Annotated in this window: 19 protein-coding genes; 7 read left to right on the top strand and 12 right to left on the bottom strand. The window is 43.3% G+C overall.

Annotation, left to right across the window (positions count from 1 at the left end; genetic code table 11):
- Positions 1–247 precede the first annotated feature (247 nt).
- Both CIK80_RS09645 and CIK80_RS09640 read left to right on the top strand, forming a co-directional pair.
- Positions 248–1,180 (top strand): hydrogen peroxide-inducible genes activator, encoded by a 933-nt coding sequence (locus CIK80_RS09645; RefSeq protein ID WP_062845410.1) that lies wholly within the window; start codon positions 248–250, stop codon positions 1,178–1,180.
- Between the two features lie 164 nt (positions 1,181–1,344).
- On the top strand, positions 1,345–2,013 hold the full coding sequence (locus CIK80_RS09640) for a hypothetical protein (RefSeq protein ID WP_095569822.1): 669 nt from the start codon (positions 1,345–1,347) through the stop codon (positions 2,011–2,013).
- On the opposite strand, the gene CIK80_RS09635 is transcribed toward CIK80_RS09640, so the two are convergent.
- The 7 genes from CIK80_RS09635 to CIK80_RS09605 all read right to left on the bottom strand — a co-directional run bounded on the left by CIK80_RS09635 (position 1,991) and on the right by CIK80_RS09605 (position 10,742).
- Positions 1,991–2,596, bottom strand: a complete 606-nt coding sequence (locus tag CIK80_RS09635; protein ID WP_095569821.1) for a methyltransferase domain-containing protein — start codon at positions 2,594–2,596, stop codon at positions 1,991–1,993. The two genes, CIK80_RS09640 and CIK80_RS09635, sit on opposite strands and share 23 nt — an antisense overlap.
- 18 nt (positions 2,597–2,614) lie before the next feature.
- The gene (locus tag CIK80_RS09630; RefSeq protein ID WP_095569820.1) at positions 2,615–3,286 is read right to left on the bottom strand and encodes a YgjP-like metallopeptidase domain-containing protein; all 672 of its coding nucleotides are present in this window, start codon (positions 3,284–3,286) and stop codon (positions 2,615–2,617) included.
- Positions 3,287–3,498: 212 nt separating this feature from the next.
- The gene (locus CIK80_RS09625) at positions 3,499–5,121 is read right to left on the bottom strand and encodes a DUF1513 domain-containing protein (protein WP_257011734.1); all 1,623 of its coding nucleotides are present in this window, start codon (positions 5,119–5,121) and stop codon (positions 3,499–3,501) included.
- A 3-nt stretch (positions 5,122–5,124) separates the two neighbouring features.
- On the bottom strand, positions 5,125–6,276 hold the full coding sequence (locus tag CIK80_RS09620; RefSeq protein WP_095569819.1) for an imelysin family protein: 1,152 nt from the start codon (positions 6,274–6,276) through the stop codon (positions 5,125–5,127).
- Positions 6,277–6,309: 33 nt separating this feature from the next.
- Positions 6,310–7,980, bottom strand: coding sequence for a di-heme oxidoredictase family protein (locus CIK80_RS09615; RefSeq protein ID WP_095569818.1), 1,671 nt, complete (start codon positions 7,978–7,980; stop codon positions 6,310–6,312).
- A gap of 189 nt (positions 7,981–8,169) precedes the next feature.
- Positions 8,170–9,630 carry an imelysin family protein gene (locus tag CIK80_RS09610; RefSeq protein WP_095569817.1) on the bottom strand — a complete coding sequence of 487 codons (1,461 nt, stop codon included), beginning with the start codon at positions 9,628–9,630 and terminating at the stop codon, positions 8,170–8,172.
- Between the two features lie 455 nt (positions 9,631–10,085).
- Positions 10,086–10,742, bottom strand: a complete 657-nt coding sequence (locus tag CIK80_RS09605; RefSeq protein WP_062845418.1) for an OmpA family protein — start codon at positions 10,740–10,742, stop codon at positions 10,086–10,088.
- A gap of 438 nt (positions 10,743–11,180) precedes the next feature.
- Between CIK80_RS09605 and CIK80_RS09600 the strand changes: the two genes are divergently transcribed.
- The 5 genes from CIK80_RS09600 to minE all read left to right on the top strand — a co-directional run bounded on the left by CIK80_RS09600 (position 11,181) and on the right by minE (position 15,914).
- Positions 11,181–12,134: an acyltransferase gene (locus CIK80_RS09600; RefSeq protein ID WP_062845419.1), complete on the top strand. Its 954-nt coding sequence runs from the start codon at positions 11,181–11,183 to the stop codon at positions 12,132–12,134.
- 238 nt (positions 12,135–12,372) lie between these two features.
- Positions 12,373–13,464: a hypothetical protein gene (locus tag CIK80_RS09595; RefSeq protein WP_095569816.1), complete on the top strand. Its 1,092-nt coding sequence runs from the start codon at positions 12,373–12,375 to the stop codon at positions 13,462–13,464.
- 101 nt (positions 13,465–13,565) lie between these two features.
- On the top strand, positions 13,566–14,393 hold the full coding sequence (minC, locus tag CIK80_RS09590) for a septum site-determining protein MinC (RefSeq protein ID WP_062845421.1): 828 nt from the start codon (positions 13,566–13,568) through the stop codon (positions 14,391–14,393).
- 415 nt (positions 14,394–14,808) lie between these two features.
- The gene (minD, locus tag CIK80_RS09585; protein WP_062845422.1) at positions 14,809–15,621 is read left to right on the top strand and encodes a septum site-determining protein MinD; all 813 of its coding nucleotides are present in this window, start codon (positions 14,809–14,811) and stop codon (positions 15,619–15,621) included.
- Between the two features lie 2 nt (positions 15,622–15,623).
- A complete protein-coding gene (gene minE, locus CIK80_RS09580) occupies positions 15,624–15,914 on the top strand; it encodes a cell division topological specificity factor MinE (RefSeq protein ID WP_062846006.1) in 291 nt (96 codons plus the stop codon).
- A gap of 123 nt (positions 15,915–16,037) precedes the next feature.
- Here the strand turns inward: minE and CIK80_RS09575 are convergent, their stop codons facing one another.
- The 5 genes from CIK80_RS09575 to CIK80_RS09555 all read right to left on the bottom strand — a co-directional run bounded on the left by CIK80_RS09575 (position 16,038) and on the right by CIK80_RS09555 (position 26,127).
- On the bottom strand, positions 16,038–16,565 hold the full coding sequence (locus CIK80_RS09575) for a cytochrome b (protein ID WP_095569815.1): 528 nt from the start codon (positions 16,563–16,565) through the stop codon (positions 16,038–16,040).
- Positions 16,566–16,713: 148 nt separating this feature from the next.
- Positions 16,714–17,220, bottom strand: coding sequence for a hypothetical protein (locus CIK80_RS09570; RefSeq protein WP_095569814.1), 507 nt, complete (start codon positions 17,218–17,220; stop codon positions 16,714–16,716).
- 17 nt (positions 17,221–17,237) lie between these two features.
- On the bottom strand, positions 17,238–18,242 hold the full coding sequence (locus CIK80_RS09565; protein ID WP_095569813.1) for a chemotaxis protein CheB: 1,005 nt from the start codon (positions 18,240–18,242) through the stop codon (positions 17,238–17,240).
- Positions 18,232–25,155: an Hpt domain-containing protein gene (locus tag CIK80_RS09560; protein ID WP_095569812.1), complete on the bottom strand. Its 6,924-nt coding sequence runs from the start codon at positions 25,153–25,155 to the stop codon at positions 18,232–18,234. The genes CIK80_RS09565 and CIK80_RS09560 overlap by 11 nt, the downstream gene beginning before the upstream one ends.
- 30 nt (positions 25,156–25,185) lie before the next feature.
- On the bottom strand, positions 25,186–26,127 hold the full coding sequence (locus CIK80_RS09555; RefSeq protein WP_257011732.1) for a CheR family methyltransferase: 942 nt from the start codon (positions 26,125–26,127) through the stop codon (positions 25,186–25,188).
- Between the last annotated feature and the right edge of the window lie 11 nt (positions 26,128–26,138).

Genomic DNA, 26,138 nt, shown 5'->3' with positions numbered 1-26,138 from the left:
CTGGGCTACCTGACAAACTATACGCGAATTCTATCGTTAATCCAGTTAAAACTTTTTAATGTGATGTTTTGTTTTATTAAACTTGTTAAACTATTCTCTCTAGTTTTATTCTCAGTTTACTATAGGTAAGTGACAATTTTATTAAGAACATTAATAACCGATGATGTCGAATAATTGTCTCGAACCGCTGTACCGAGTCGATCAACATCATAAACTACACCGAAAGCCCATTAATAGAAGAGGTCTTATGATTACTTTACGTCAACTTGAATTCGCTCTAGCCGTGGCCAAACACCGACATTTCAAACGTGCCGCAGAGGACTGTAATATCTCACAGTCTGCGCTGAGCTTAGGTATTGCAGAGTTAGAGAAACAACTGGATACGCAGATTTTTGAGCGTAATAACAAGCAAGTATTGATTACCCCAATCGGTGAAGATATTTTAGCGCGGGCTCAGCGGGTATTCTCTGAGGTGAACGATTTGACCACACGAGCACACAGCCATCAGTCTGCGCTTGCTTACCCCATGACAGTTGGTATTATCCCCACCATTGCCCCTTATTTATTGCCCAAAGTATTGCCTGCTCTACGAAAACACTATCCAGAGTTTCGCATGAGCATTGTTGAGCAGCAAACAGAGCGCTTGCTCGAGCAAGTGCGTTATGGTCATATTGATACCGCTATTATTGCTCTACCTTATGCAGTGGATGGGCTACACAGCTTTGAGTTTTGGAGCGAAGATTTCTTTGCTGTTTTTCCAAAAAATGACGTACATGCCAAGCTTGACACAATCAATTCTGATGAGCTGGCCACTGCCAATCTGATGCTATTGGGTGAAGGGCATTGCCTAACTGATCAAACGCTGTCCGTATGCCACTTCGACCGCACACAAATGAAGTCCAGTTTTTCGGATGCCAGTCTCAACACTCTTATTCAGATGGCTCTTGCCAATATGGGAACGACATTGGTGCCTGAGATGGCGCTGGATCAGCTCAATTTACAGGATCAAAACGCCGTTGCAGTACCGCTGGCAGAAGAAGGACCACATCGTCACATTGCCTTTGTTACCCGTCTAAACTATGCCCGTGTCGATGATGTTAATCTGCTGGGTAAGTTATTCAAGCAAGCGTTTGAAGATGCGGCTCAGAGCGGATCGAAAGATGCTGATAAATATAGTTGATCCTAAATAAAAAAGGTACAACCATAATAAGGCATTGCCAGCAATATATTTTCGTAGCCTCTGTCTGCGGAGGCGCAGCAAGCAAGAAAATAGACGCTGGCAGCCCTGCATGTATTTTATATTGGATTGACCATAAGGGCGATGGATAAATAATCAGGGTGATTATGAGAGATTTGTCACAGATAAATATTGAGCTTGGCAATCGTTTTTCGCAGCATCTATTTGCGCTCAATAGCGATATTACGCCAGCAGAGTCACGCACTCTGTGGCTCGATATTGCTGCGCATTACAATGAGATTCAGCGTGCTTATCATAGCTTACGTCATATCCAGCAGCTGTTTTTTCAATTTGAACACATTCGCCAGCACCTTCACCAGCCTCATATCATCGCGTTGGCTTTGTATTATCATGATGTGATATACAATCCGATGCGCTCAGACAACGAGATAAAAAGCGCTGAGTATATGTCAGATAAACTGGTCCATTATTTGAATGACCAGCAATGCCAACATATCTACGACTTGATTATGATGACGGCCACTCATCAATTGACTGAGTTGGCAGACTATAATAAACGCAGCGATGCCGCGTATATGCTGGACATGGATTTGAGCATATTAGGCATGCCTTGGCCTGAGTATGAGCACTATGCACGAGCCATCCGTCAAGAGTATGCACATGTACCTATGACAGATTATAAAACGGGGCGCACGCAGGTATTACAGACCTTGTTGGCGCACCCACGCCTGTATCTTACTGAGCATTATCAGCAGCTAGAAACGCAGGCTCGCTCAAACATAGAACATGAAATCAACCTTTTACGCGCATCTTGATAAACAACTCACTCCCCTGCCGTGCTGGGTGCGAGTTATGACTGGGTTCCATGATATCAATCTCAAAGTGACTCTCAAAACGCTGTTGATATTCCGCTGTTGTACCGCCAAACGGTGGCTCATCTCGCCCAAACACTTTATCAAATAACAGACCTACTAGTTTGCCATTAGGCTTGAGTAGCGCTGCCATCTGCTTGACATACTCGTCACGGCGCGACGGATCAATCGCACAAAAAAACGTCTGTTCAAGCACCCAATCAAACTGATGGTCCTCAGCTGACAAGGTAAAAAAATCGGCACAAATTAGATTTTCGGTGGGAAAATCAGGATAGCGCTGAGCAAACGCCTCAATCGGTGCTGGCGCAAAATCAACCAAGGTCACGTCAGTAAAGCCTTGCTCATGCAAGTAACCAACTTCATAAGCATTACCCGCACCCGCCACTAAAATGGCTTGGTCTTTAGCCGATTCAGGTAGTTGATCAACATAAGCTTTGAGCGGCGGTGATACCTCACCCATGTCCCAACCGATACTGTCTTGTTCATAACGCTGCTGCCAAAATTTGGCTTCACTGACCTGTTCCATTTGACTTCCTTGTCTTGTTTAATCTAACTGTCCCGTTTTACCTGCCAATATATTATGCCAGCGCTGGTAATCTGGCATCGCTGTCGCCACCGCTTGCCAAAAGGCAGGGCTATGATTCGCCTGATGCAAATGGCATAACTCATGAACAATAACGTATTCTGTGCATTCAAGCGGATAAGCTGGCAAGTAGGTAGACAGCCAAATTCGCCGCGCTCTTGTGTTACAACTGCCCCAGCGTGTGTGCATTTTTTTTAGACGTATCTCATTGGCACTAGCGCCAACGACTGGCTGCCATTTTTCAAACAACGCTGGTAGTACGTCAGCGAGCTGCTGCCGATAATACGCCATTTTTTCATCGTGGTTTAGTACAAAAGGTTGCGTGCAACCCCACAACAACAGCGGACTGTTACTATTTAAGTTTTCATTTAACGCATCTGATGAACGGTGTTGTTTGCGTTTGTATTGCTCTAATACTTGCGCATGATTGGCAATCGCCCACGGCACACGCTTAGCGATTGCTTGTTCAATTTGTACGGTGCTAATCACTCTCGGTACAGAGACCGTCAAGGTGTGTGGCTTAAGACGAAAATTGATGTTTTTGACGTGCTTTTTGGTCACGTGTAACTCGATACCTGCTTGGGTAAGACGCGCTTTGGCATCTGTTAATATCGAGGTCTTGTCCTGTAACATCATCTTTTCCCTAATTTGGCTGCTCCTGCCGTGCTTGTCACAGTCTCGTTTATCACAGTCTCGTTTGCTATAGTGCGTTCAATATAGAAGTGATACAGCGGGACTGGAATCGGGGCTTTTGCAGCTTCTGTCTGCGCAGGCACAGCACGCAAGAAACATTTATACCAGTGCCGCGTTGCAATATCATGGTTCTGTTTTATTTAGAATCGACTCTATAGTAACGCTTGCAAATGGTTATCAAAAGACATTCTATGTTGCAGTCTATCTACCTGTACATGCTCTTGATCCTCACTCAAACTTTCATGATTAAAATCAATGTTATTTAAATTTGATGAAGCCGTTGATCCGTGATTCACGCGCAATGTGGTTAATTGACCTTGTCCATCACTGACAATGAAACCTGACTTTTTATGCTGATTGCTTGCCCTGTCAGCTATGCTTGCGTTATCTGCGATGACGGCAGCGCCGGCACAATCTGGCAAACGGATGGTGTCGATCAAAGCATAAGTGTTTAAATCAAAGAGTGCGGCACATCCGCCAATCGGCGTAGTCACACATAATTGATTACGCTCACTATCCAATGCCACACTGGCAATGTATTGATGAAAGCGTTGCCACTGATTGTGTGGCATACGTAAAGGGCAAAAGTCAGTATCGCCGCGTTTATGCGTCAGTACCAGTGGCACATTAATGTGCTTATCGCCTTGGAACTGAATGCCAATCATCACCGTGCCATTATCGTGCATCGCCAAATGACGCACACTCATTTGATTGTGTTCAGGTTCGACTTGCTCAAGCAATGACCCATCATAACGGTCTAGATAAACCAACGATGGACGCATGGTATCTAAATTCAGCTCCTCACGTGAGGCTTGTTCGGTTTTGATACCGCCATTGGCAATGACCAGTGTTTTGCCATCTGGATGCATGATTAACTCGTGTGGCCCAATGCCATGCGAGTCAAATTCTGCAATTTTTTTATAATTTTCATAGGCGTCATAAAGACCGATTTTACCATTTAAACTTACCGTGTCATTCTCGGTCACATAGAGCCACTTACCATCGAGACTGTAGCAAGCGTGACCATAAAAATGGCGATTGTCTAAAGCATTGATAGCGGCTTTTACTTGGCCTGTCGCGGCCTCTAATACCCAGAATTTCTCACTAGGGCGACGACCCATTACCACGACATCACGGCTTTGAGCTGTGTTGCTAAGCCTGTCTTGGGCATCAATTATTGGCTGCACCACAATATCATGGACACGTTCAGGCATGGTGGTTTGCCAAACGATTTGCCTATCTGCATCAATACCAACAACGCCAAAATCGTTGATATTGTTAGCTTGGGCATCGTATTTGTCTTGCAGCACTGTATTATTCTTTGGCATCGAAGCGACACCGCTGACCCAGCAGACAGGGCGCGACAGTATGGTAGTGGTATGTGTTGTGCTAATGTCAGAGCTAACCACCCTATTGTCGCCACCGCTATCCGCTAGCGAGTCATGATAGTAAGCACGTTGCCATGCTATCGTTGCCTGCTGACAAGCGTTGCCCAAACGCTTTAGTTGCCACCTAGATACTGACGGCAATACACCAAACTGTGAGCGCAGCCCCGTCACATAATCTTGCACGCTTGCATCCAGCTGGCGCTGTTTACGATAGCGATGGTGAATACCGACCAGTGCCCCGGTGCCTATTAGGGTCAATGCTGAGGTCACCAGCAGCTCATGCGCCAGCTGTTTCATGACTTCTCTTACTTGACTATTGCCAGATCCAGATGACTGATTGGTCGTTTCGAGCAGAGGTGGCGCAGGCTTTGCGTCGATAATTTGCATGGGTTAATCGCCATCAGTACTGTTGAAGCCAACCCGAATACCGAGTGCTGGAATCAATTGACGCTTAATCAAGCGAGTAATGGTCGTCATATGATTCAGTAGCTCTTGCTGGGTAGCCTTATCAGCAGTGGCCAAATCTTCTGGCATCTGCGCCAATAGTGTTGTTGCGTCAGCAAGCGCAGTCGATAGATTATCCGCCACTTTATTTTTATCATTACTGCCCAAAATCGCTGTCAACACAGGATCTGTCAGGGTGTCATTCAACGCCGCCAATTTGGCATTGACGATGGCACGGCTTTGCCCAGCGGTCGCAGCAGGCAGATGACCTTTGGCTTTCCCTGTCAAGCCTAATGGCTGCTCAATAGCATTTGATTTCATGGTCTCAACTAAGGACAGCAAAGCATTAAACCATTGGTTCAACCCTTGATCGCTTCCAGCGGTTTTATCTATTGCCAATAATTGGGTTGCGTTTTGCTGCCAGCTTTTCTCAATATCCTTTAGACGTGTACTCAAAGCACTACTGGCACTTATCACATAAGCGCATTGACCAGCATCTAAACGCTCATTGGCATATAAGGCTTCTTCCAACCCTGGTACGCCTTGAACGATAGCACTTTCATTAGCAAGCTGCTCAGCCGTCAATTCTGGATTGGCTGCAATAAGCTCAGCGACGCCACTATGTACCAATCCACGCTCATCCGGATAATAGTTGATATACAGATTGCTCATGCTATCGGTTGCCGGACCAAAATTCACCATCTCAGCCCGTGCCCATGCTTGCGCCAATACCAACCATTGCTCACGCAATTCTTGTAGCTTCTCGCCGCTTACTGGTGCTTGTTGGCAATGCTTTTGCGCCAGATCATGCAGCACATCGCTTTGCTTGGCTGCATCCGCATACGCTGGAATGACGATATCGTTTGCCACATGCATTAAGTAGGTTTTTTCAGTATCGGCGCTGATACTTACAGCAGTAATTTTAGTTGCATTTTCAGTCGCCCCTTCTTCTGCACTGGCAGGAGCAGCACTATCTTGCGCCACCTTTTGGCTGCTGTCATCTAGTGCTTTATTTTCGTCAGCAGGCTTTACGCAGCTGATAAGGAGTCCAGCGCTTAGGGCAGATAAGGCCATTGCTAAAGCATGGTTTATTTTCATACAGTTCCCGTTTAGTGATTTTTATAATAGTTTTTACAATGATTTCAAGAACGCATTCAATTCATCACGCCCCTGCTTGTCCAACTTTAGGACTTGTTGCTGTTGTTTTTTGGCTTCTCCGCCATGCCACAGCACCGCCTCCATCAATGTACGAGCGCGACCATCATGCAAAAAAGTCGCTTGTGGATCGACGGTTTTGGCAAGACCGATGCCCCATAACGCAGGCGTCCGCCATTCGTAAGAGTTGGCTAAAAATTCAACTTGGGCATCTCTTGGCGGTAGCTTACCCGCAACTGTACGATCTGCAAGGTCATCACCCATATCATGTAGCAATAAATCTGTATAAGGATAAATCACTTGTCCATGCTGCTCAAAATGGTCGTCATCGGTTTTTGGCAACTGATATCGTGGCGTATGACAACTTTGGCAACCCATCTCATAAAAACGCTTTTTGCCCGCCAGTACCTGTTTATCATCCGCACGGCGTCGATGAGGTACAGCCAAATTGCGGGTATAAAATTCCACAAATTTCGCCACTTCATCATTCACTTCCACAGGCGGTTTATCATTGCCTTGCTCATCTTCCCCAGTCACCGCATTGACACAAGCGGTTTGCATCGGCATACAAGACTCATGAGGACGAATGTTCGACGTCAATCCCATGTCTTCATTAAAAGCACTTTGGTTCTGCGTAATGAGCTTGGTTTGACCTGCTTTCCAGCCAAAGCGTCCAAGCGCCTTTTTGCCTGTTTGCGGATCCATTACCCAGTTAAATTTACCACTGATACCCTCATTTGGGCTATTTTTATTAGGATTGATTGCTTGTTTTTTGATATCTTCGTCTGGAATTTGCTCTAACAATCCCAATCCAATCATCGGCAAAGCAATGCGCGGTGATAACATCAGTTCTTCATCAAACGTCCCATAACCTGGGTTGTCCAAGGTAAAAGTGGGGGCGCGCAACGTTTCGACATGACCGTCAGCGAACGTGATGGGTTTGTCCGCCCACTGTACCGCCACTTTTGCTTCGGCAGGTACACCTTGAATGCCTCGGTCTTGTAATTGGCCGCCATACATAGGATGCGCGATTTTTTCGATAAGTGAATCTTGCAACTGTTGTCGTTGTTCGTTCGTGGTCGCTGGCATCGCAAGACGAATGAGTAAACTGTCAGCGTCGTCATCCGCATTCATTGGTGCATGACCTCGACCATCTTTTATGTGGCAAGACTGACACGCCGCGACATTGAACAAAGCACCCAAACCATCACGGCTGTCTGTACTGGCAGGCGCAACCACCCATGGCTGTCGAAAAAACGCATTGCCAATAAAAAATGACCCTTTACGTGAAGCTGTCAGATTTGAGGAAGGTTTAGAATAGCTCTCAGCACTACTGATACTGATACCCGTGTCGCCGCCCTGCTTAATCTCTTGCGGATCAAAGCTTGCCAGCTGCTGCATGGGCACACCAGAGAGCGTCTCTATAACCTGAATACGCTCAGGCGCAAGCGCTTGGTTTGGACCGTCATTGGTTGCCGCTTTTTTATTGTCAGAAACTTCATTAGATTCGTTATCAGCAGGCTGGCAACCACCAATCGCTAAAGCACATACCAAACCAAGTGTCAGTTTTGCGGACAGTGTTTTGTTGGTAGCAGACAGGTACAATGAGAAAGACGGTTCAGATTTTGTAATATGTGAGGCGTTCATGGAGCGTACCTTAGTCCTAGCTTAGAACCATTAGAAACGTGCTATAAAGTGTGATGCTTTTGATGAATCATTCAGAACGACGCACCGACTAAATCGTTTTTTATACTACGCAAAAAACACGTTGCCAACCACCGCTAGCAACGCGGGTCACTTATTCACAGGTGGTTTCACTATCTTGTATTTATCGCTTTAAAACTGCGAACCAGCATCAGCGTCTAAGTTTTCTATACCGACCGCTTTTGCTGCATTTTCGATACCGTCAGTGAGCTCTTGTAAGCTTGTGATAGCGTTTTCAATCCAGCCACGTCGGGTATTTTGTTCTTCGGCAGAAATGCCTTGTTTGCTCGCTTGACCCACAGTAGCAATCATTTGATCAACCTTGATGCCTTCTTTTTCGCCTTTTTCTACAATAACGTTAAAGGCATTTTCTACTTTGATAAAATCGGCAGCCAACTTTTCAGCCGCTTCTTGATTACCAGTATCAGCCAGATAGTTTTTTACGCCATAACCACCCACTGTTTTGCCAGCGACTGTCCTGTAACTGCCGTTAAAGACATTTTGAATACCGCGAGCATTATTGGCATAGCTTAGATGCGTCAAATCACTGAAACATTCGTGTTCATCTTCGGTAGACCCTGTGACAAAAGCAACCTGCATACGCTCAGAAGCAAGCTCACCCAATGCCAAGCTGCCCATCTGGTACATCACTTGGCGCAGACCGTTATCATACTTACGCGCCATAAGATCACTGCGTAGCGTATTGTCACGTTCAGGCTGCCACTCAGCTTCCATCGCTGTGAGATCATTTACTAATAACTGCGCAGCCGCTTTTAAGAATGCACCGCGGCGCTCACAAATGCTGGCATCTTCATTGACCGTATCGCCACTGGTACATTGACCCGCTTCGGTGACATAATCGCTTACTGGACGATTTCCAGCGCCTTCATTAACCCCATTGGTATCTTGTCCCCATAGCATAAACTCAATCGCGTGATAGCCCGTTGTCACATTGGCTTCACTTCCCCCAATCTCATTCATCTCTGCCAACAGCTCAGGCGTGATCGTGCTGGTATCTTGCTTGACACTACCAACCGTGATGCTCTCGCTGTTAATAATATTGTCTTTGCTACTGTACTCACCTTCGTAGGTGTCACTGACATAATCAATCAACGCTTCATCAAGTGGCCATGCATTTATCTGCCCCTCCCAACTATCTACACTAGCAATCGCTCGTTTATCATTGGGCGTGACAAAGCCTTCATCAAAACGAAAAATCTCAGTTTGCGAGTATGGCTGACGCGCAATTTTATAGGCAGCTTTCGCGGCGTCCAAATTGGATTGCGTGGGCGTTGCCACGTAAGTGTCAATTGCCACTTGTAATGCTTTGGCAGTATCGAGTGAGTCTTTAAATGCAGCATGCGCCATATTAGCGTAGCTGATCATCAGTCTATCAGTATGTGCCTTGTCGACAGCTGATAGCGTTGTGTCATCCGTTGTCTCTGTGCTTTGCACCTCTGATTGCGTGGTCGCATCAGCATTCGTATCTTCATTGGCCTGCTTAGTGCAGCCTGACACCATCAACAGCCCTGCGAGCGTAGCCGCCAAAGTCGTTGGTAAAATCTGACGGCGCATTACTGTAGTAATCGTCATACATATCCTCAAAAAGACAGCAAAAACAAATTGGATTTGATTGAATAATAGTCGCTATATCGAATATTGCGGCCTTATAAACACTTAGCAAGCTGTTAACTGGTTACCATATCTAATAAGCTAATTTATATTACATCAACAAAAATTGTGTATAGATTATAGTTTTATTGATAATCATTATCAACAAATTATTTTATATAGTTAATTGGCTTCAAAGTTTTTTGTTGTTTAGAATAGAACACTTAGATATGAGATATGAATAGATACTCTTAATAGCCACTGCTGTAATCATTGATGATTTTTCATCATCACATTAGAAACTCAAAGACGCTAAAGGCGTGGTAAGTATATTTGATGGTCAAACGTTACCCATAAAAAAAGACCAGCTGGTTGCTGATCTTTTTTGGATATAACTGATAGGTATTATATAAATGGTAATTATAGAAAACTATAAATTAGTTAACACTTTGTGGTGAGTTGATGGTTAGCTCAACACGACGGTTTTGCTGACGACCACTTTCAGTGTTGTTACTAGCGATTGGACGGGTTTGACCGTAAGCAATCACATTGATACGGTTAGAAGCAACGCCTTGAGCGGTTAGGTAGTTAGCGACTGAATAAGCACGATCACGTGACAGACCCATGTTATAAGACGCAGAACCCGTGCTATCTGTATGACCAGCGATGTTTACCGTGGTTTTGTTGTATTGGTTCATCGTTTGTGCAAGCTTGCTAAGCGTAGGCTTGAATGATGAGTTTAGTGTTGCATCATCAAAGGCAAACGTAATGCTACCTGGCATAACTAAGTCGATGTTACCTGTGGTTGGGTTTTGCTCAACTGATACACCAGTACCAGCCATTTGTTGCTCAAGTTGCTTGGCTTGACGCTCCATGTAATAACCAACGCCTGCACCTAGAGCTGCGCCGATAGCTGCATCACGACCAGTTTTGTCACCACCAGTTGCTTTAGAGATCGTTGCGCCACCTGCAGCACCTACTAGAGTACCAAGTGCTGTTTTATTTAAACGCTGTTGTCCAGTGTTTGGATCAGTAGTACAACCACTAAGAGCCAAGCCTGATGCTACTGCTGCAATCATTAATGTATTACGCATAATCGTTCCTCTTAAGCTTAAAAGTTATAGACACTAAATAGATAGACACTAACATAGACAGGTAGGCACTAACTAAATAGTTGCTAAGTTATAAGTACAATGTGCTTTTTATAAATATTTGGTATTAATTCCTTCTAGGTGCATATATGCACTAGTCATTATTATGGCAATTACATTCTAATTATGTGTAATATTTTGTCACATCTATGTATAACATCTATATATAAACATTCGATCAGAATTTGAAGAACATCATCATGCTTATCCTATTTATAACGCCTCACACCTTTATTATCATCAGTCACGTTTACACTCGTACACTAGGATAGGTTTCTGCTAAAATTACGCTATAGCATTAGATATGATAAAAAGCGGTAATATACAACACCCGTAACGGATAGTTTATATACTAATAAGATTGACCGAAAAGGATCTAGCATGCGACTGACATCTACTATCAAAAACATACACAAACGTAATCCTAAGCTAGGAAAAGCCGTCTCACTTGCCACAGCAACAGGGGTCATCGCCGCTAATAGTATCAGCTGTAGTATTCCCTTATGGTTCATGGGTGTTGGTAAGATACTGACTGGCGCATCGATTGCCGATAAAACTGTGATTAAAATCACCAATCATTGGATTAGTAGCAATAATGCGTTAATTGATAATATGTTGCCAAGAAAAGACTGGCGCATTCAATTACCCGATGACGTCAATACTAATGGCAAATACCTACTCGTCAGCAACCATCAGTCTTGGGTCGATACCAGCATTGTGCAGTACATTAGCGAAAAGCGCTTACCATTGACACGGTTTTTTACCAAGTTTGAGCTGATTTATATTCCGATAGTGGGTCAAGCTTTTTACTTTTTAGACTTCCCAATGATGCGTCGTTATTCTAAAGAAGCCGTCGCAAAAAACCCTGCCCTAAAAGGCAAAGACATTGAAGAAGCCAAGCGGGCTTGCGCATTATTAAAAGACAAGCCATTTACCTTGCTAAACTATTTAGAGGGTACGCGCTTCACTAAGACCAAACATGATCTACAAAAGTCCCCTTATACGCACTTGCTTAAGCCAAGAGCAGGCGGTCTATCGCTGGCTATTAACGCGTTAGGAGCAGATATCGATGGCATGCTAGATATGACCATTGTTTATCCGGATGGCGTACCAACTTATGGCGATCTATGGAAAGGGAACATCAAGCGCTTGGGGGTTGATGTCAGACACATCAAGATACCGGATGATTTATTTGCTGGTATTCAAAACGGTGGCTACGAAAATGATCCTGCAATCAAAGCGCAAATGTTTGAATGGGTTGAACAAATATGGCGCGAAAAAGATCAATTGATTACAGACATGCTGGCTGAGTTTGAAACAGCGCCTACTGCTTAATAGTTGAGAGTATCGAGGCGGTTTAGACAATAGTAAACATGGCTGGGTTAAATGATGGCGCTTAAAATGATCAGGACTAATGTGTAATTATCATAAAAGATAGGTTGTTTTTTGCCCCTATTCATTGATAATGTGAGAAGTCATAAACCTATGATTTTTTGCTCACTCATTACTCAATAGCCATGTTTCTATTTACGTCGCTATTTTTTGTGTTATTCATTCTCTATAAGGTTTGTCTGTGCCCGCCTCCTCTACTACTAGCCCGCATCTAGACTCAGCAACCGTGCCAAATCGATCATCTTATCTGTCAGATGATGAACCGCCACGACCAAATCGCCCTAAGCCAAGTCGGTTACGGCTCACTTATGATATTGTGATGATTATCGCTATCAGTATTGATCTCTTATTGATTAGTATTGATGCCATCTTGATGAGTGATTTTAGCCACAATGCTGCTGCTTGGCTGACCATTGGCACAGCGCTTGATTGGTACCAAAATACGTTGCATGAACCCTTACGTACGGCTGGCGGGTTTTTTACCGTTTTTTTAATCGTTGAGTTGCTACTACGCTGGGCCGTTGCGATTAAACAAAAAATCTATTATCGCTGGTTCTTTTTTCCTTTCGTACATTGGTACGAAGTATTGGGCTGCTTTCCGCAACTGCGAGCCTTACGCTTGTTTCGAGCGGTTATTATTGGTAGACGACTGTATCAGCTCGGCTATCAAGTATTGCCGCAACCGTGGATCAACCGCATCAAGTTCTACATCAACCTTTTGTTAGAAGAGCTGTCTGATCGCGTCATATTAACGACCATTCAGAATTTTCGGCAGCAATTGACTGACCCCAATACCCATAAATCATTTATTGAATCTACCATTGCGCGCAATCGTGGTGAGATAGAAGCGGCATTATTGTCTGTCCTGCGCCAAGAGCTTGCACCAAAACTTCAAGAATTGACCGCCTCTTCAGGCAGTGGTGTTTTAGCGACTGAGGTGGGTAATGCTATTGAGGAAGGCTTGGCCAATACCCCTGAATTGCGCCGCTATCTACGCATGATACCTATCGCTGGCAGCTTGATCGAATCGCAGTTGCAGCATATAGGTCATAATGTAGGCGAAAACGTCGTTAATGCCTTGAATAAGCGCCTTCTTGACCCTGAGCGCCTCGATTCACTGATGGTGGCTATAGCCAGTGGTGTCGCAAAAATAGACACAGACAACACAGCCCTAAACACATTAATCTCTAGTATCATTGATGACAGTTTGACCGAATTTGAAGCACAAGTAAAAGTACAGCATTGGAAGCATCAAGACATGCTCAACCTATAATGCTGATCATATGACTCGACCATAAAACCAATAATAGCGTCGACTCAAAATAAAAATGCCACCGAATACACAGCGACAAGATTATCTTTGAGGATTTATATATGACCATCCAAACCAATGACCATCAGACTTCAAGCGCTGCAACAGCGTTGGCATTTTATGGCAAAATGTTGACCTTTTCTCGCGTGCAGTTCAGTACAGATGATCTGAGTATTATTGAGGCCGAACTTGCCAAAACATTGAGTAATAAATCGAGCAATATTCCCGTTTTAATCGATAGTGACGTTGAGCAGGATTTGTCGGCGTTGGTAGAATTATTATGGTCATGGGGTCTACAGCCCATTGGCGTCGTTACAGGTATCTTAGATGAGCAAGCACGCGCACAGCGTTTGGCCATATTCCCCGCCGATGGCAAACGTATCGAACGTATTGTCTCTAACAAAAAACCACCTGCTAGAGTCAGCGAAACGCCAGATATTCAAAGTGGCGAGACCAATACAACAAGTCATGACACTGCTGCAACCAATGACGCAGCCTCTGAAACAACTATATCGACTGTCACAGCAGAAACATTGGTGAGTGCTGAGCATATTACCAGTCTGTTCTATGATCAAATGCTACGCTCAGGTCAGAGCCTAAATCACGTTGGCGGCGATTTAATTTTGACCAATAGTGTCAATAGTGGCGCAGAAGCCATCACTGACAATAGCTTACACGTTTACGGCCGTGCTCAAGGTCGGTTAGTGGCAGGAGCAACAGGCGATAAAGATGCTCGTATTTTCTGTCAAGTATTTAACCCGACACTGGTTTCAGTGGCAGGTACTTACTGTTTGCGAGACAACTTACCTGAGCATGTGATTGATAAGTCAGTACAAGTGAGGTTTGTCGAGGGTGAAGGTTTGGTATTTACTGTTATGGACAATGCTTAAACCAAAAAATTGTTCTTTATCGCAGATGTTTCAGTTATTTTTCAGCAAAATACGCTAGAAATCTTCGATAAAAAACTTTTGAATGGTTATATCAATATTATAGTAAGTTTATTTAACAAAAATGTTCTATGATGAATCTCTAGCTCTGCCACTATTTGCAGAGTCCGTGAGCGTTTATTTTACTGTTTACAAGATGCCCAATCGTCAGACCAATTTTGGGCAGTAACGCCTTGTAAATTATCTATAAGTTGTTTTTTGCTTTAGTATAGACTTGCTATAATTTTATGTTTATTTATGCTAGGCTAGCTTCGCAGATAGCTCATACATTGTATGTGTCGTCACTTCGTGTATGAGCAATAGTAAATTGCGTTATTCATATAAAAGATACCCCATTGATTCATAGGAGTGTGCCATTGTGGCGAAGATAGTTGTAATCACTTCAGGTAAAGGCGGTGTGGGCAAAACCACAACAAGTGCCTCTTTTGCTGCCGGTTTAGCGTTGCGTGGCTATAAAACAGTCGTTATCGATTTTGATGTAGGTCTACGTAATCTAGACTTGATCATGGGTTGTGAGAACCGAATTGTTTATGACTTCGTTGATGTCATCACTGGTAGTGCCCGTTTGTCGCAAGCGCTTGTCAAAGACAAACAGCTAGAAAATTTATACATCCTTCCTGCCAGTCAAACGCGTGATAAAGACGCACTGACAGATGAAGGTGTGGCAGAAGTTATGACAGAGCTGTCTAAACAGTTTGACTATATCATCTGTGACTCGCCTGCTGGTATCGAGCGCGGTGCACAGTTGGCTATGTATCATGCGGATGAGGCCATCATTGTCACCAACCCTGAGATTTCTTCAGTGCGTGACTCAGATCGCATCATTGGTATTTTGCAAAGCCAGACAAAAAAGGTAGAAGAAAACCAAGGTTCAGTCCGTGAGCATCTGGTCATCACTCGTTATAATGCCGAACGTGCCGCTGCCAATGAAATGATGGATATTGATACCATTTCTAATGATATCTTGAAAGTGCCTTTACTTGGTGTGATTCCTGAAAGCCATTCAGTTCTAGAAGCATCTAACCATGGTGAGCCAGTCATTCATTATACCGATTCTATCGCTGGTCAGTGTTATGATGATATCGTTGCCCGTTTCTTAGGCGAAGAACGTCCTTTGCGTCACATTGACGTGAAGAAAAAGAGTTTATTGCAGCGCTGGTTTGGAGGTTAATGATGACTAAGAAAAAAGGATTTTGGAGTAGCCTATTTGGTACTGATGACAGCAATAGCGCAGGCAGTGCTAATTTGGCTACTGAACGCCTCAAGGTTATCGTGGCTAGCGAAAATCGGTTGAACAATCGCCTCACTGCTGATCGTATCGAAAAGATGAAACGTGAAATACTCGAAGTGGTCAATAAGTACGTGAATGGCGTTCAGATAGATGATGTGAATATCAATCATCGTTCTGAGGACAGCTTAGATGTCTTAGAGATGAACATCAGCTTACCTGAACACAAAAAATAAGCTTATCAAAGTATCCGTTATTGATGCTTTGATAACGTATTAAAAAAGCCCCCAGTATGATACTGAGGGCTTTTTTATTGCGTGTCTAGTATAGGTGTCAATCAGTCGCTAATGAAGCATTCACTATTTCATGCGTGCGATTAAATTGTCTTTTTTGATGAACTGATGGTATAAAGCCGCACCGATATGGGCAAGCGTAAACGCAATGATAGCAGGCCAGATAATACCCGTGTGCAAATCATTATAAAAGCGCGCCAAACCTCTATCTGGCGTAACAAATACGGGGATCTCAAATAAGCCAAAAATATCCACTGGTCGACCACCATAAACCGACATCAACAACCCTGCAATTGGCATCGCAATCAATAGAGCGTACAGTCCAAAATGTGTTAAGTGGGCCAATAAAGCTTGCCACTTCGGCATTGGCACAGATGGTGGCGCTTTGGTCAATAGGCGGTTAATCACCCGTGCTATCATCCAACACAGTAAACTGATACCAAACGCTTTGTGTAATCCGATGTAAAAACCATTATCAAGATTTTCGTATAACAGTATCATCGACCACGTGACCAGTAATAAAACCGCGCTGATCCAATGGAAAATACGACTGCTGACTGACCATTTTGACAAACTTACCTCTGTGTTTCTCATGAGCTGTCCTATTACCCTCATCATTAGTTATCTATTATCAATGATATAGACCAAACAGCGACTCATTATTCATTCAACAGCTAAAAATAATTGAATGGATTGAGCTATGATCTCTGGCGCAAAGACCATTCCAAACCTAAATAAGAAACTAGCTATCCAAATCAATCAATTGATAAGCGATATTATCTAGGTCTGGCACCAAGTACACTTTATCATCAATCATAACGGCTTGAAAAAGATAGGATAGCACAACGTTTTCGTCAAGCGGTATCATCGCTTCTGAGTTATCTGCAATCTTTGTATTATTGAACGATTCTGGCAGCTCAATATCTTTGACTTCAGCAATACGGGCTTGTAATTGTTGAAGCTCGCCTGCCGTTTGTAATGCCAAGCGATGACTCGATGTATTACCTTCTAATACAATCATCTTATCTGGTGTCTCATTTTTTGGTAATAAATGAAACACAACCACGTCCTGTTGCTGCCATTCATACAACGAAGTACGCTCATCGTAGTCGTCAACACTCAAGATCAAACTACTAGGAATCAGCCAATCAGGTTGGTTAAATGCTGGGACAATTGTGACATCAAGCATTCCATTATTGGTGGTCAGTAAGCTCACTGCTTCAAACGAATGTTTCAAGATTTTTTTCATATGTCGCTCACCATAAGTTAAGACAAAGAGGCAGTCACTGCCCGTTCACTAATATAATCTGTCAATTTTTTCGCTAAATCGGCTGGACTACCGATAAAATCGCAATATCCTGAGTCAATAATAGCTTGAGGCTGACTGGGACAAGCACTCAAACTTGGATCTTGCACCCACAATTGGCTATGATTGTCTTGAATAAGATCTAAATATTGAGAACCATCGTTGCCCATACCAGAAAATATAATATTGATAAGCTCACTACCATACACATCACTGGTGTTTTTGAGAATCTGTCCAATGGCTGGTTTGTACTCGCCAACCCACTCTTGTTCTAATAATATCACTCGACCTGTCGAATCACAGACAATCTGTCGATCAATCGGCGCGATAAGACATTGACCTGCTCGCAGGCGCTGTGAAGAAGTAATGATATGACAAGGCCAATCATTATGGCGATTCAATACGCGTGGTAAAGTACCAATCATGGCGTTATTAAAATGATGGGCCAATAACAGACAAACGGGTAGCATGGGCGACAAATTATCCAAGAATTCTTTGATCGCACTAGGTCCGCCCATAGAAGCACCTAAAAATACTACGTATTGCCACTCTCTATCTTTATTCTCATTTTTTTGAACTGGCACATCGATTAAAGTGGGTAAAGCCAGTGTATGCGCCAGTTTGCGTTTGAGCTTACGCTGCCATTTGGCATATTGCCATGCCTCATTCAGATAAGGTGCTTGGCTAAATCCTATCAAAATAGCCGCCGCTTTGGAGCCCGTCGTTGCCGCAACTATATTGTCATCGTAGTCACTGTCTATCAGCCAGATATCAATCGCTGGATCTATAAGCTCGCTTTTTTTTCGTAACTGTTCTTGTGACATACAGCCCACAAGGATTAGGCCAAAACTACGCACGGTATCCGAAAATGCCATGCGCTGGTGATGGTCTTCTGCAATGACCATCACCTTAACACTTTCTTTGTTTTTTTCTTTTAGTTCTAACCTACTGGCACTATCCTTCATGAGTCAAGCTGACCTCTTTACCCAGTATTCTCTGGATTTTATTTAGTAGCTCTTGTTCTTGGAATGGTTTACCCATGTAATCGTTTACACCAATCTCCAAAGCACGCTCACGATGCTTCTCACCCGTACGTGATGTGATCATGATAATTGGGATATGTTTCAAATGCTTATTGTGTCTGACCTGAGTTGCCACCTCAAAACCATCCATACGCGGCATTTCAATATCTAGTAGTATCATATCTGGTGTCGTGTCTTGTAATATATCAATCGCATCGATACCATCTTTTGCAACCACCACATTGAACCCTTGACGCTCTAAGAAACGCGACGTTACTTTACGTACGGTCACTGAGTCATCAACCACTAAGATGGTTGACTTAGATTCTATACGCCCGCGCTTAAAGTCATCAGCGTTTGAGAGGTTTTTCCCTAGTTGTACATTACGCATTAATGCAATCAGGTCTAAGATCAGCATAACTGAGCCATCACCCATAATAGTTGCAGCTGAAATTCCTGGTATATGAGACAACTGCTGTCCTAAAGGTTTTACCACTACTTCGATACGAGAGCCTGCAATTTGATCGACTTGCAGAGCAATATTATGACCAGTACGGTTCTTAATAAGAATCAGCGGTAGACTGGTATTGGTGTTGACGACCAGCTCATTGAGTTTATTACCGGATAAAATCTCATTTAAGTAGCGCACTCGATAGTCAACATCCTCAAAGCTTAACGTGGCTTCATTTGATTGATAATAATCATAAAGCTTCTCTGGATTGACACGCACCACACGCTCAATTTGCACCAAAGGTATGGCGTAGTAGCGATCTGCTGCTCGAACCACCAACGCATCAGACACCGCAACTGTCAGCGGCAAACGCATCGTAAAATGCGACCCTTTGCCAAGTTCTGAGACAACCGATACAACGCCGCCCAGTTGACGAATTTCACTAATGACCACATCCATACCTACACCGCGACCTGAAATCTGGGTCACTTGTGTGCTGGTACTTAATCCTGCATTGAAGATGTACTGCATAACATCAAGGTCAGTAAGGCTATTGTCATTTGCATCAATAAGACCTTGAGCAATCGCCTTGCTACGTACCGCTTCTACATCGATTCCACGACCATCATCTATCAGTTGAATAACAATCTCACTGCCTTCGCGATGTACTTCAAGCGTGATATGCCCGCTACGCTCCTTCCCTGCTTTTAGACGCGTCGAAGTGTTTTCGATACCATGGTCAACCGCATTACGTAACATATGCTCAAGTGGCGAGGTAATACGCTCTAGAATGGTTCTATCCATCTCATCATCAGCATTGATGATTCTCAATTCGACAGACTTATTAAGCTCGTTGGCAGTCTGACGCACGATACGCTCAAGGCGTGGCGTCAAACGCGTAAACGGTACCATACGCGAATTCATAAGACCATCTTGCAGCTCAGTTTGCGTACGCGATAGCTGTAATAGCAAACTTTCGCTATCACGGGTCTTTTCTAATAATGTGTGATTAATATCAATCAAATCTGAGGCAGATTCTGTCAAAGATTTTGATAGCTGATTCAAAGACGAATATTGATCCATTTCTAGCGGGTCAAAATCTTCATTATTAATCAACTCATCATCGATTTGCGATAGTATTTGTGCTTCTAGCTCAATCTCCATTCGGCGTAACTGATCAGCCAGTCGCTGTACAGTGATGCCCATATCCTCAATACTGTTGGTCAAGCTACTGATACCCATATCGATACGAGCGCGGTTAATCGCTGACTCTCCAGATAGATTGATCATATGTTCAATCAGACCGCCTGAGATACGAATCATCTCATTACTGCTCACACTCTGATCGTCCTCAGTAACACTACTACTGAGCATGGAGGGCATCTCGCTAATATCTTTTGCCAAATACTGGGAATCTTGCTTTTCTTTAGCAATAAGAATCGCTTCTCGCTGTGCTTGTAATGACTCTTTCGGGATATGCTTTAACCCATCAGGATTTTTGCTAAACAGCTGCAATGCTTCGATTAATAAGCCTGGGATGGGCGGATTGACATTTTGTCTAAGAACAGACACTGCATCTGCAAGCCAATCATGGCTTGCCACTAACAATTCAACCACCTTTTTAGTGGCAGGGCGGCGACCATCTACAAAATCCTTGTAGACCGCTTCCATTTCGTGAGCCAGATCGGCAATACCACTCGCTGTCACCATTCGCGCACCACCCTTAATGGTATGCAAGTCACGCTGGAGTGCCTGTATCACAGTGGTATTGCTCGTATCTTTTAAGAATATAGGCAGATATTTGTTGCGGTTGGTTAACTCTTCTGCTTCTTCTAAAAATACCGCCAAAATGTCAGGGTCAGGCAAACCATTCGCCCATGACTGCTTAATCATTCTGTCTAAGCTGATAGTGTCAGACACGTCATCGATACTTTGAACGGGGTTAGCAGCTGTATTATAAGTGTCCGCTTCAAGATTGTTTTTTGGGTTTGGTATGATGAGTTCTACTATCTCTGGCAATACTTTTGCTTTTTCAAACTGCTGGAGCTGCTCAATAAGTTCTGAGGTAAAGAATGATTTGTTGTGATTCACCATATGCGTTACTTGCAAAGATATGGTATCTTGCACTCGTTGCATGATCTCTAACCACTGCACGGTTGGCGCTTTTCTGTTTTCTACGAAGGCTTCATAGATACTTTCCGCTTCATGCGTCAGATCGCCGATACTGCGGATACCTGCCATTCGTGCACCACCTTTGATGGTGTGCAAATGTCGCTGTAAGACCTTTAATGCGTTGATATTGCTAATATCTGTACGCCACTTATTAAAGCTTTCATCTAGGGCTGTATCCAGCTCCTGCGCCTCTTCTAAAAAGATCTCTAGTAGCTCAGCATCGGTATCAATAGATTCAAGTTGTATATCTGGTACTGGCACAGTACGAACAATAAAAGCGTCTTCATTATTGTGCTCATCTGCTTGGTAAATACTTTGCAAATCTTCGAGTACTTGTTTGTCTATTTTTAATGAGGTACTACCAGCCAATGCATCGAACAATCCCACTAACTGAGCATGTCCAGCATGTAGTATGGCTTGAGTCTCTGTATCTTTTACTTTATTAAGATGATCGTGCAAATAGGCATAAGCATGACCAAGCTCAGTTAGGATGGCCGTAAATTTTGGAAAGTTTTTTGCCTTATCAGATAAATGCTTTATTTGCGATATTTGTTGCTCTATATAATCTTGAACTTGCTCTATTTCAGAATGATTGAGCGCATTGTCCAATTCCCACTCAGCATCTAACAACTCGTCAATATTGTTGTCTAATAGCTGTGCTATCGTCGGTTTGTTATCAGATATGTCTTCCGTCTCTTTAACAGAGTCTTTTTCGCCAAGCATGGCTTGCAATGATGCTATGTCTTGCTGACTTTGCGTGTCTTGCATCTGCATGTCTTGTATCTGGAAGTTTTGTTCATAGCTATGCAAATAACCATTCATCAACATAGACGATTTGGCCAAAGCCTCTAAATGCTGAGTGTTCATGGCTATATCTTGTTGCTGCAACTGCTCTAAGCTCTGCTCAATAGTTGCACTAACTTCGCTGATAGCAGCCAGTGCTCTAGAGCCAGAAGCCCCTCTCAACGTATGAAATGCCCGTACAATATCATCTGTGACTTCAATATGAGTTTGATCTTGATGCACATTAACGAATCGATCGATATCGCGTAACAATCCTTCTGCTTCGTCGATAAAAATCTCAAAAAATGCTTTTTCTTGCTCACTTTGAGGGATTAGAACAATGGGAGCTTCTGCGATCATTTCATTCATAAAGTTAATGTTTTGCAGTGCAATATCTATCTCTTCGTTATCCTCTTTTAATTCAGCCAACAATATTGAATCTTTACTGTCTTTATCTTCAAGATCGTTTGTCGCTTGTTCCCATTGCTTGGCAGATAACTCAGCATAACTAAAGGCATCACCTTGCTGTTTACTGTAGGCATTCGCACAAGCAATCCATAGAGGTACCATAGCAGGATAATTTTGCTTGTTGTTTTCAAATACATTTAGCATGGTCGGGTAAGCAGCTAATACCTCTGTAACCAGCTGACACATATCATCTGTCACAGCGATACTACGATCTAAGAGACGATTGAGCATATTTTCTATGGCCCAAGCCAGCTCAGCAGTATAGTGAGCACCCACCATGCGACCTGACCCCTTTAAGGTATGGAACCCTCGGCGGATATCTGTCAGCCCACTTAAATCTGTAGGAGACAGTTGCCAATACTCATACAAAGGAAGTATTTCAGCCAATACTTCCTTGGCTTCTTCTATAAATATTTCTTTAATATCAGGATCTGCATCGCTTGCATCGGCTGGCAACTGCTCAGCTTCTTGCATAAAAGGCATGAGTACTGCTGGAATCTCAGAAATCGATAAAGGTTTTAACACATCTCTTTCATCATGCTTTGTTAGATGAGACTCACTAACTGCACTAAGTATTTCAGATGTTTCTACATGGTCAGTTGGATTTGATACTTCAAACTCTAAGCCATCTTCTAGTCCAAAAGGAGCGTCATCTGATTCTACTTGTTGGTCTATTAGAATGGTATCAGAGATAGCAAGACCCGTATTGATGGGCTGCTTTGCGATTAGATTTTGACTTTTTAAAACAATGACTGTTGGATCTAAGCTTGGCGCCCGCTGTGCCTCAAAATCTGCGAGCAATACAGGCAGACTGCTTACAGTTTCTGTGACCAGATTAACTACGTTATCTGTGACAGCCAAAGTATGGTCTAACAGGCGGTTGAGCAAACTTTCAATTGACCAAGCCATTTCACTAATACTAAAAGCACCAACCATACGCCCTGAGCCTTTTAGGGTATGAAAACCTCGGCGCACCTCAGTAAGTGGGGTCAAATCTTGTTTGTCTTGCTGCCAGATAGGCAGAAAGTCTGTAAGGTCAGTGATGACATCCGTCACTTCTTCAATAAAGATGTCGCGAATCTCTGCGTCCATCTCAAAACTATCCGCTTTAATGGCTGCGCGAACTTGTGCTAAAGCTGCACTCTCTGTCTTATTGCGGATATCAGACGTGTCTTGCTCTTTTACACTTTGATCGTCTGTATCGGTTAAAATCTGCGCAGTTAAGTGCGGATGACTAACCGGAGAAATCTCACCACTATCATCATAACGAAGGACGTCAGTTGCGACAGATTTTTGAGTCAAAAAGGTATCGTCAATTTTCTCTGGTGCCTCAATGTAAAGCGCAAGTAGCTGTGCAGCTCGAGCGGCATATTCATTCGCTTGTGTTAATACTGTTTCGTCAAAAACTTGTTGGGCAAGGTAATCAAGCAACAGCTCAATAGAAGTCAATGCCTCCGCCAATGCCTGCGTGACATCCCAGCTGAGCACCTCAATATTATGAGTGACCAATTGCGTAAATATACTGGCCACGTCCTCGATGGTTTGACGCACGGTTGGCAAACCCATATCAGCAAAAGATTCGCCAATACGAGCAAATTCAGCCTCACTTGGCAATAAATGAATATTTTGACGTTGCAAGTAATCATTAAAACTTTGCTTTACTTCTTCTACCGCGATGCGCAGCTCACGTAAGTTTTCACCAGGAGTGTTGGCATCATAGCTATCTGGCGCTTGCGTATCGACACGATAAGGCAATTCAGATGACGAAACAAAAGAGGCGGCACCTCCTATTTTAAGAGATATCGTCTGTTCTGTATTATAAATAGCGTCATATAACGCTTGCAGCTTTTGCTCAATTTGCCACTGTACTTGTACGAACCCTGTCTCTGAGGACAAAGCCTGCTCTATCTCTGTAATGAGTGTCTCAACTTGTAACCCATAATACGTCCAGCCTCGGCCTTCAAGTTGATGCTTTATTTTTTGCAAAGAAGGTAAGAGCGTTTGAGGTTCATCGAGATTAAAAATGAGGGTTTCAAGGGCGCTGAGGATTCGCGGTAAAAAGCGTGACGCTGTCGATGTATTCTGCGACAAGTGACTCAATACTGATTGAGTACGCTCGCTACTTGTTGTCAGCCCACTCAACTCAATATAGACGTTTATGATCAAATTTTTGATAAAATTAGACAACACTTCATCAGAGTGTTGATTGAAAGGCGCAATGGCTTGCTCAAGCTGATTTAATAATGCAGCATAGTGTTCAGGTAGAGGCGTATTATTGCGTGCAAGATCTCTCAACCATATCTCAGTCAGATACCAGAGGTGTTTTACTTCTCTGTTCTGTGTGGTCTGCCACAAGTACTGACTAACCTTTTCTAAAACTGCCAACAAAGAGGGTTGATTGGTATTGGTCACCAATAAGGTTTGTACTTGCTTTCGCCAGACTAGAAGTAACTGTTGATAATGATGGTCAGTCAGATCAGCGGTCATGCTATTTGTTGGTATTATGGCCTCAATACTATCGAAAATAGTATCTTCGATAAGGTGACTGTATGCTTTCTCATACTGACTACCAATGAAGTGCAGAGGCAAGTTTGTCGTTATACCCAATTTCGACAGCGTTTGGGCGAGCCCTTCCACTGTTTTCTGAATTAAATCACTATGATAACTACCTGTATGCGAATATTGGTTTAGCTCGCGCTGCAACAATTTATGAGAGAACTGACCAATACGGCTGTGATAAGTAGAAAGGCCTTCATGGCCGATAGATTGTGCCAATAAACCTAAATGACTAGCAAGATTGGCAAGTAGAGGAAGACGAGCCATGGTGAGAGCACCACTTACTTGGTGATAGCTCTCTACTATTTGATCTTGATTAATGTCATCAGTCCCTGATTGCCAGCCATCAGATATCTGTGATAATTGTTGATTAAACAGTGGTAACAACCACTCAAGCGTCACTATGTTATTGGGCTGGTTTTTCATAGATTGATCCTAACTCGTTTAGGCGCTAATTTAGGCACTGATTTTTTGCCACACATTCACTTGCGGGTGCGCAATGCGGCGCATATTTGAAGGACGCCAAAATAACGCCTCACCGGGAGCCAATATAATATATCCACCTAACACACACTGCTCTGATAGCCTGGTTAAAATATCTCGCTGATCAAATTTACGAAAGTAGAGCAGCATATTTTGACAGATAATCACATGTTGAAGATGTGAGGTGGGTGGTTGTTGTTCAATAACATTGTGTAAAGCAAAATCTACATGCTGCTGTAAAGCTGGTGCAACTTGCCACTGGGACTCGGTGTTTATTCTGATCATAGCAGAATCAGTTGAATTTGGAGTATCAGTTGTAATTTTAGTACTCGATGGCCGAACAAACTGCTGGTATCGCTGTGGTATCAACAACTGCTGTCGACTGTCATACCGCCCCAATCGTGCTTTTGCAATTGCTTGCTGGCTGACGTCAGTACCCAAAATTGAGTAGTTCGTCAGCTGCTCCGATGCCAAGCTCATTGCAAGTGACCAAGCTTCTTGCCCACAAGCACACCCCACACTCCAAATTCGAAACAATTCGTTAGGAACTCTATCAATAAGCAGTTGCTGCTGATGCTCTGAAGCGCACTTTATAACAAAATCTATAGACGGCATATGGCGAAAAAAACGACTTTCGTGAATCAATACTTTGTCCAATAAGCGCTGACGTATTGCGCTATTGTTTGGTAGTTGATCCCAAAGCTTTGTAATGCTCAACCCATGCAATGACGCTGTATGGTTAATTGCATTGGTCAGCCACTGCAATTGGACATCTGGTAAAACAAAGCCAATCTCTTGTTCTATATATTTTTGCCACTGCTGCCCATCAATATAGTCTTCTGACATTAAAGCTCTCGCCAATACGGATTTTGATGTTTCAGGTAAACAGCTGTCTGGTCGAGTCAAATTATTCACGTCACCTACTA

It is taken from the genome of Psychrobacter sp. JB193 (assembly GCF_002285555.1).
GTDB lineage: Bacteria > Pseudomonadota > Gammaproteobacteria > Pseudomonadales > Moraxellaceae > Psychrobacter > Psychrobacter alimentarius.
This window is presented reverse-complemented; position numbering and strand designations above follow the sequence as displayed.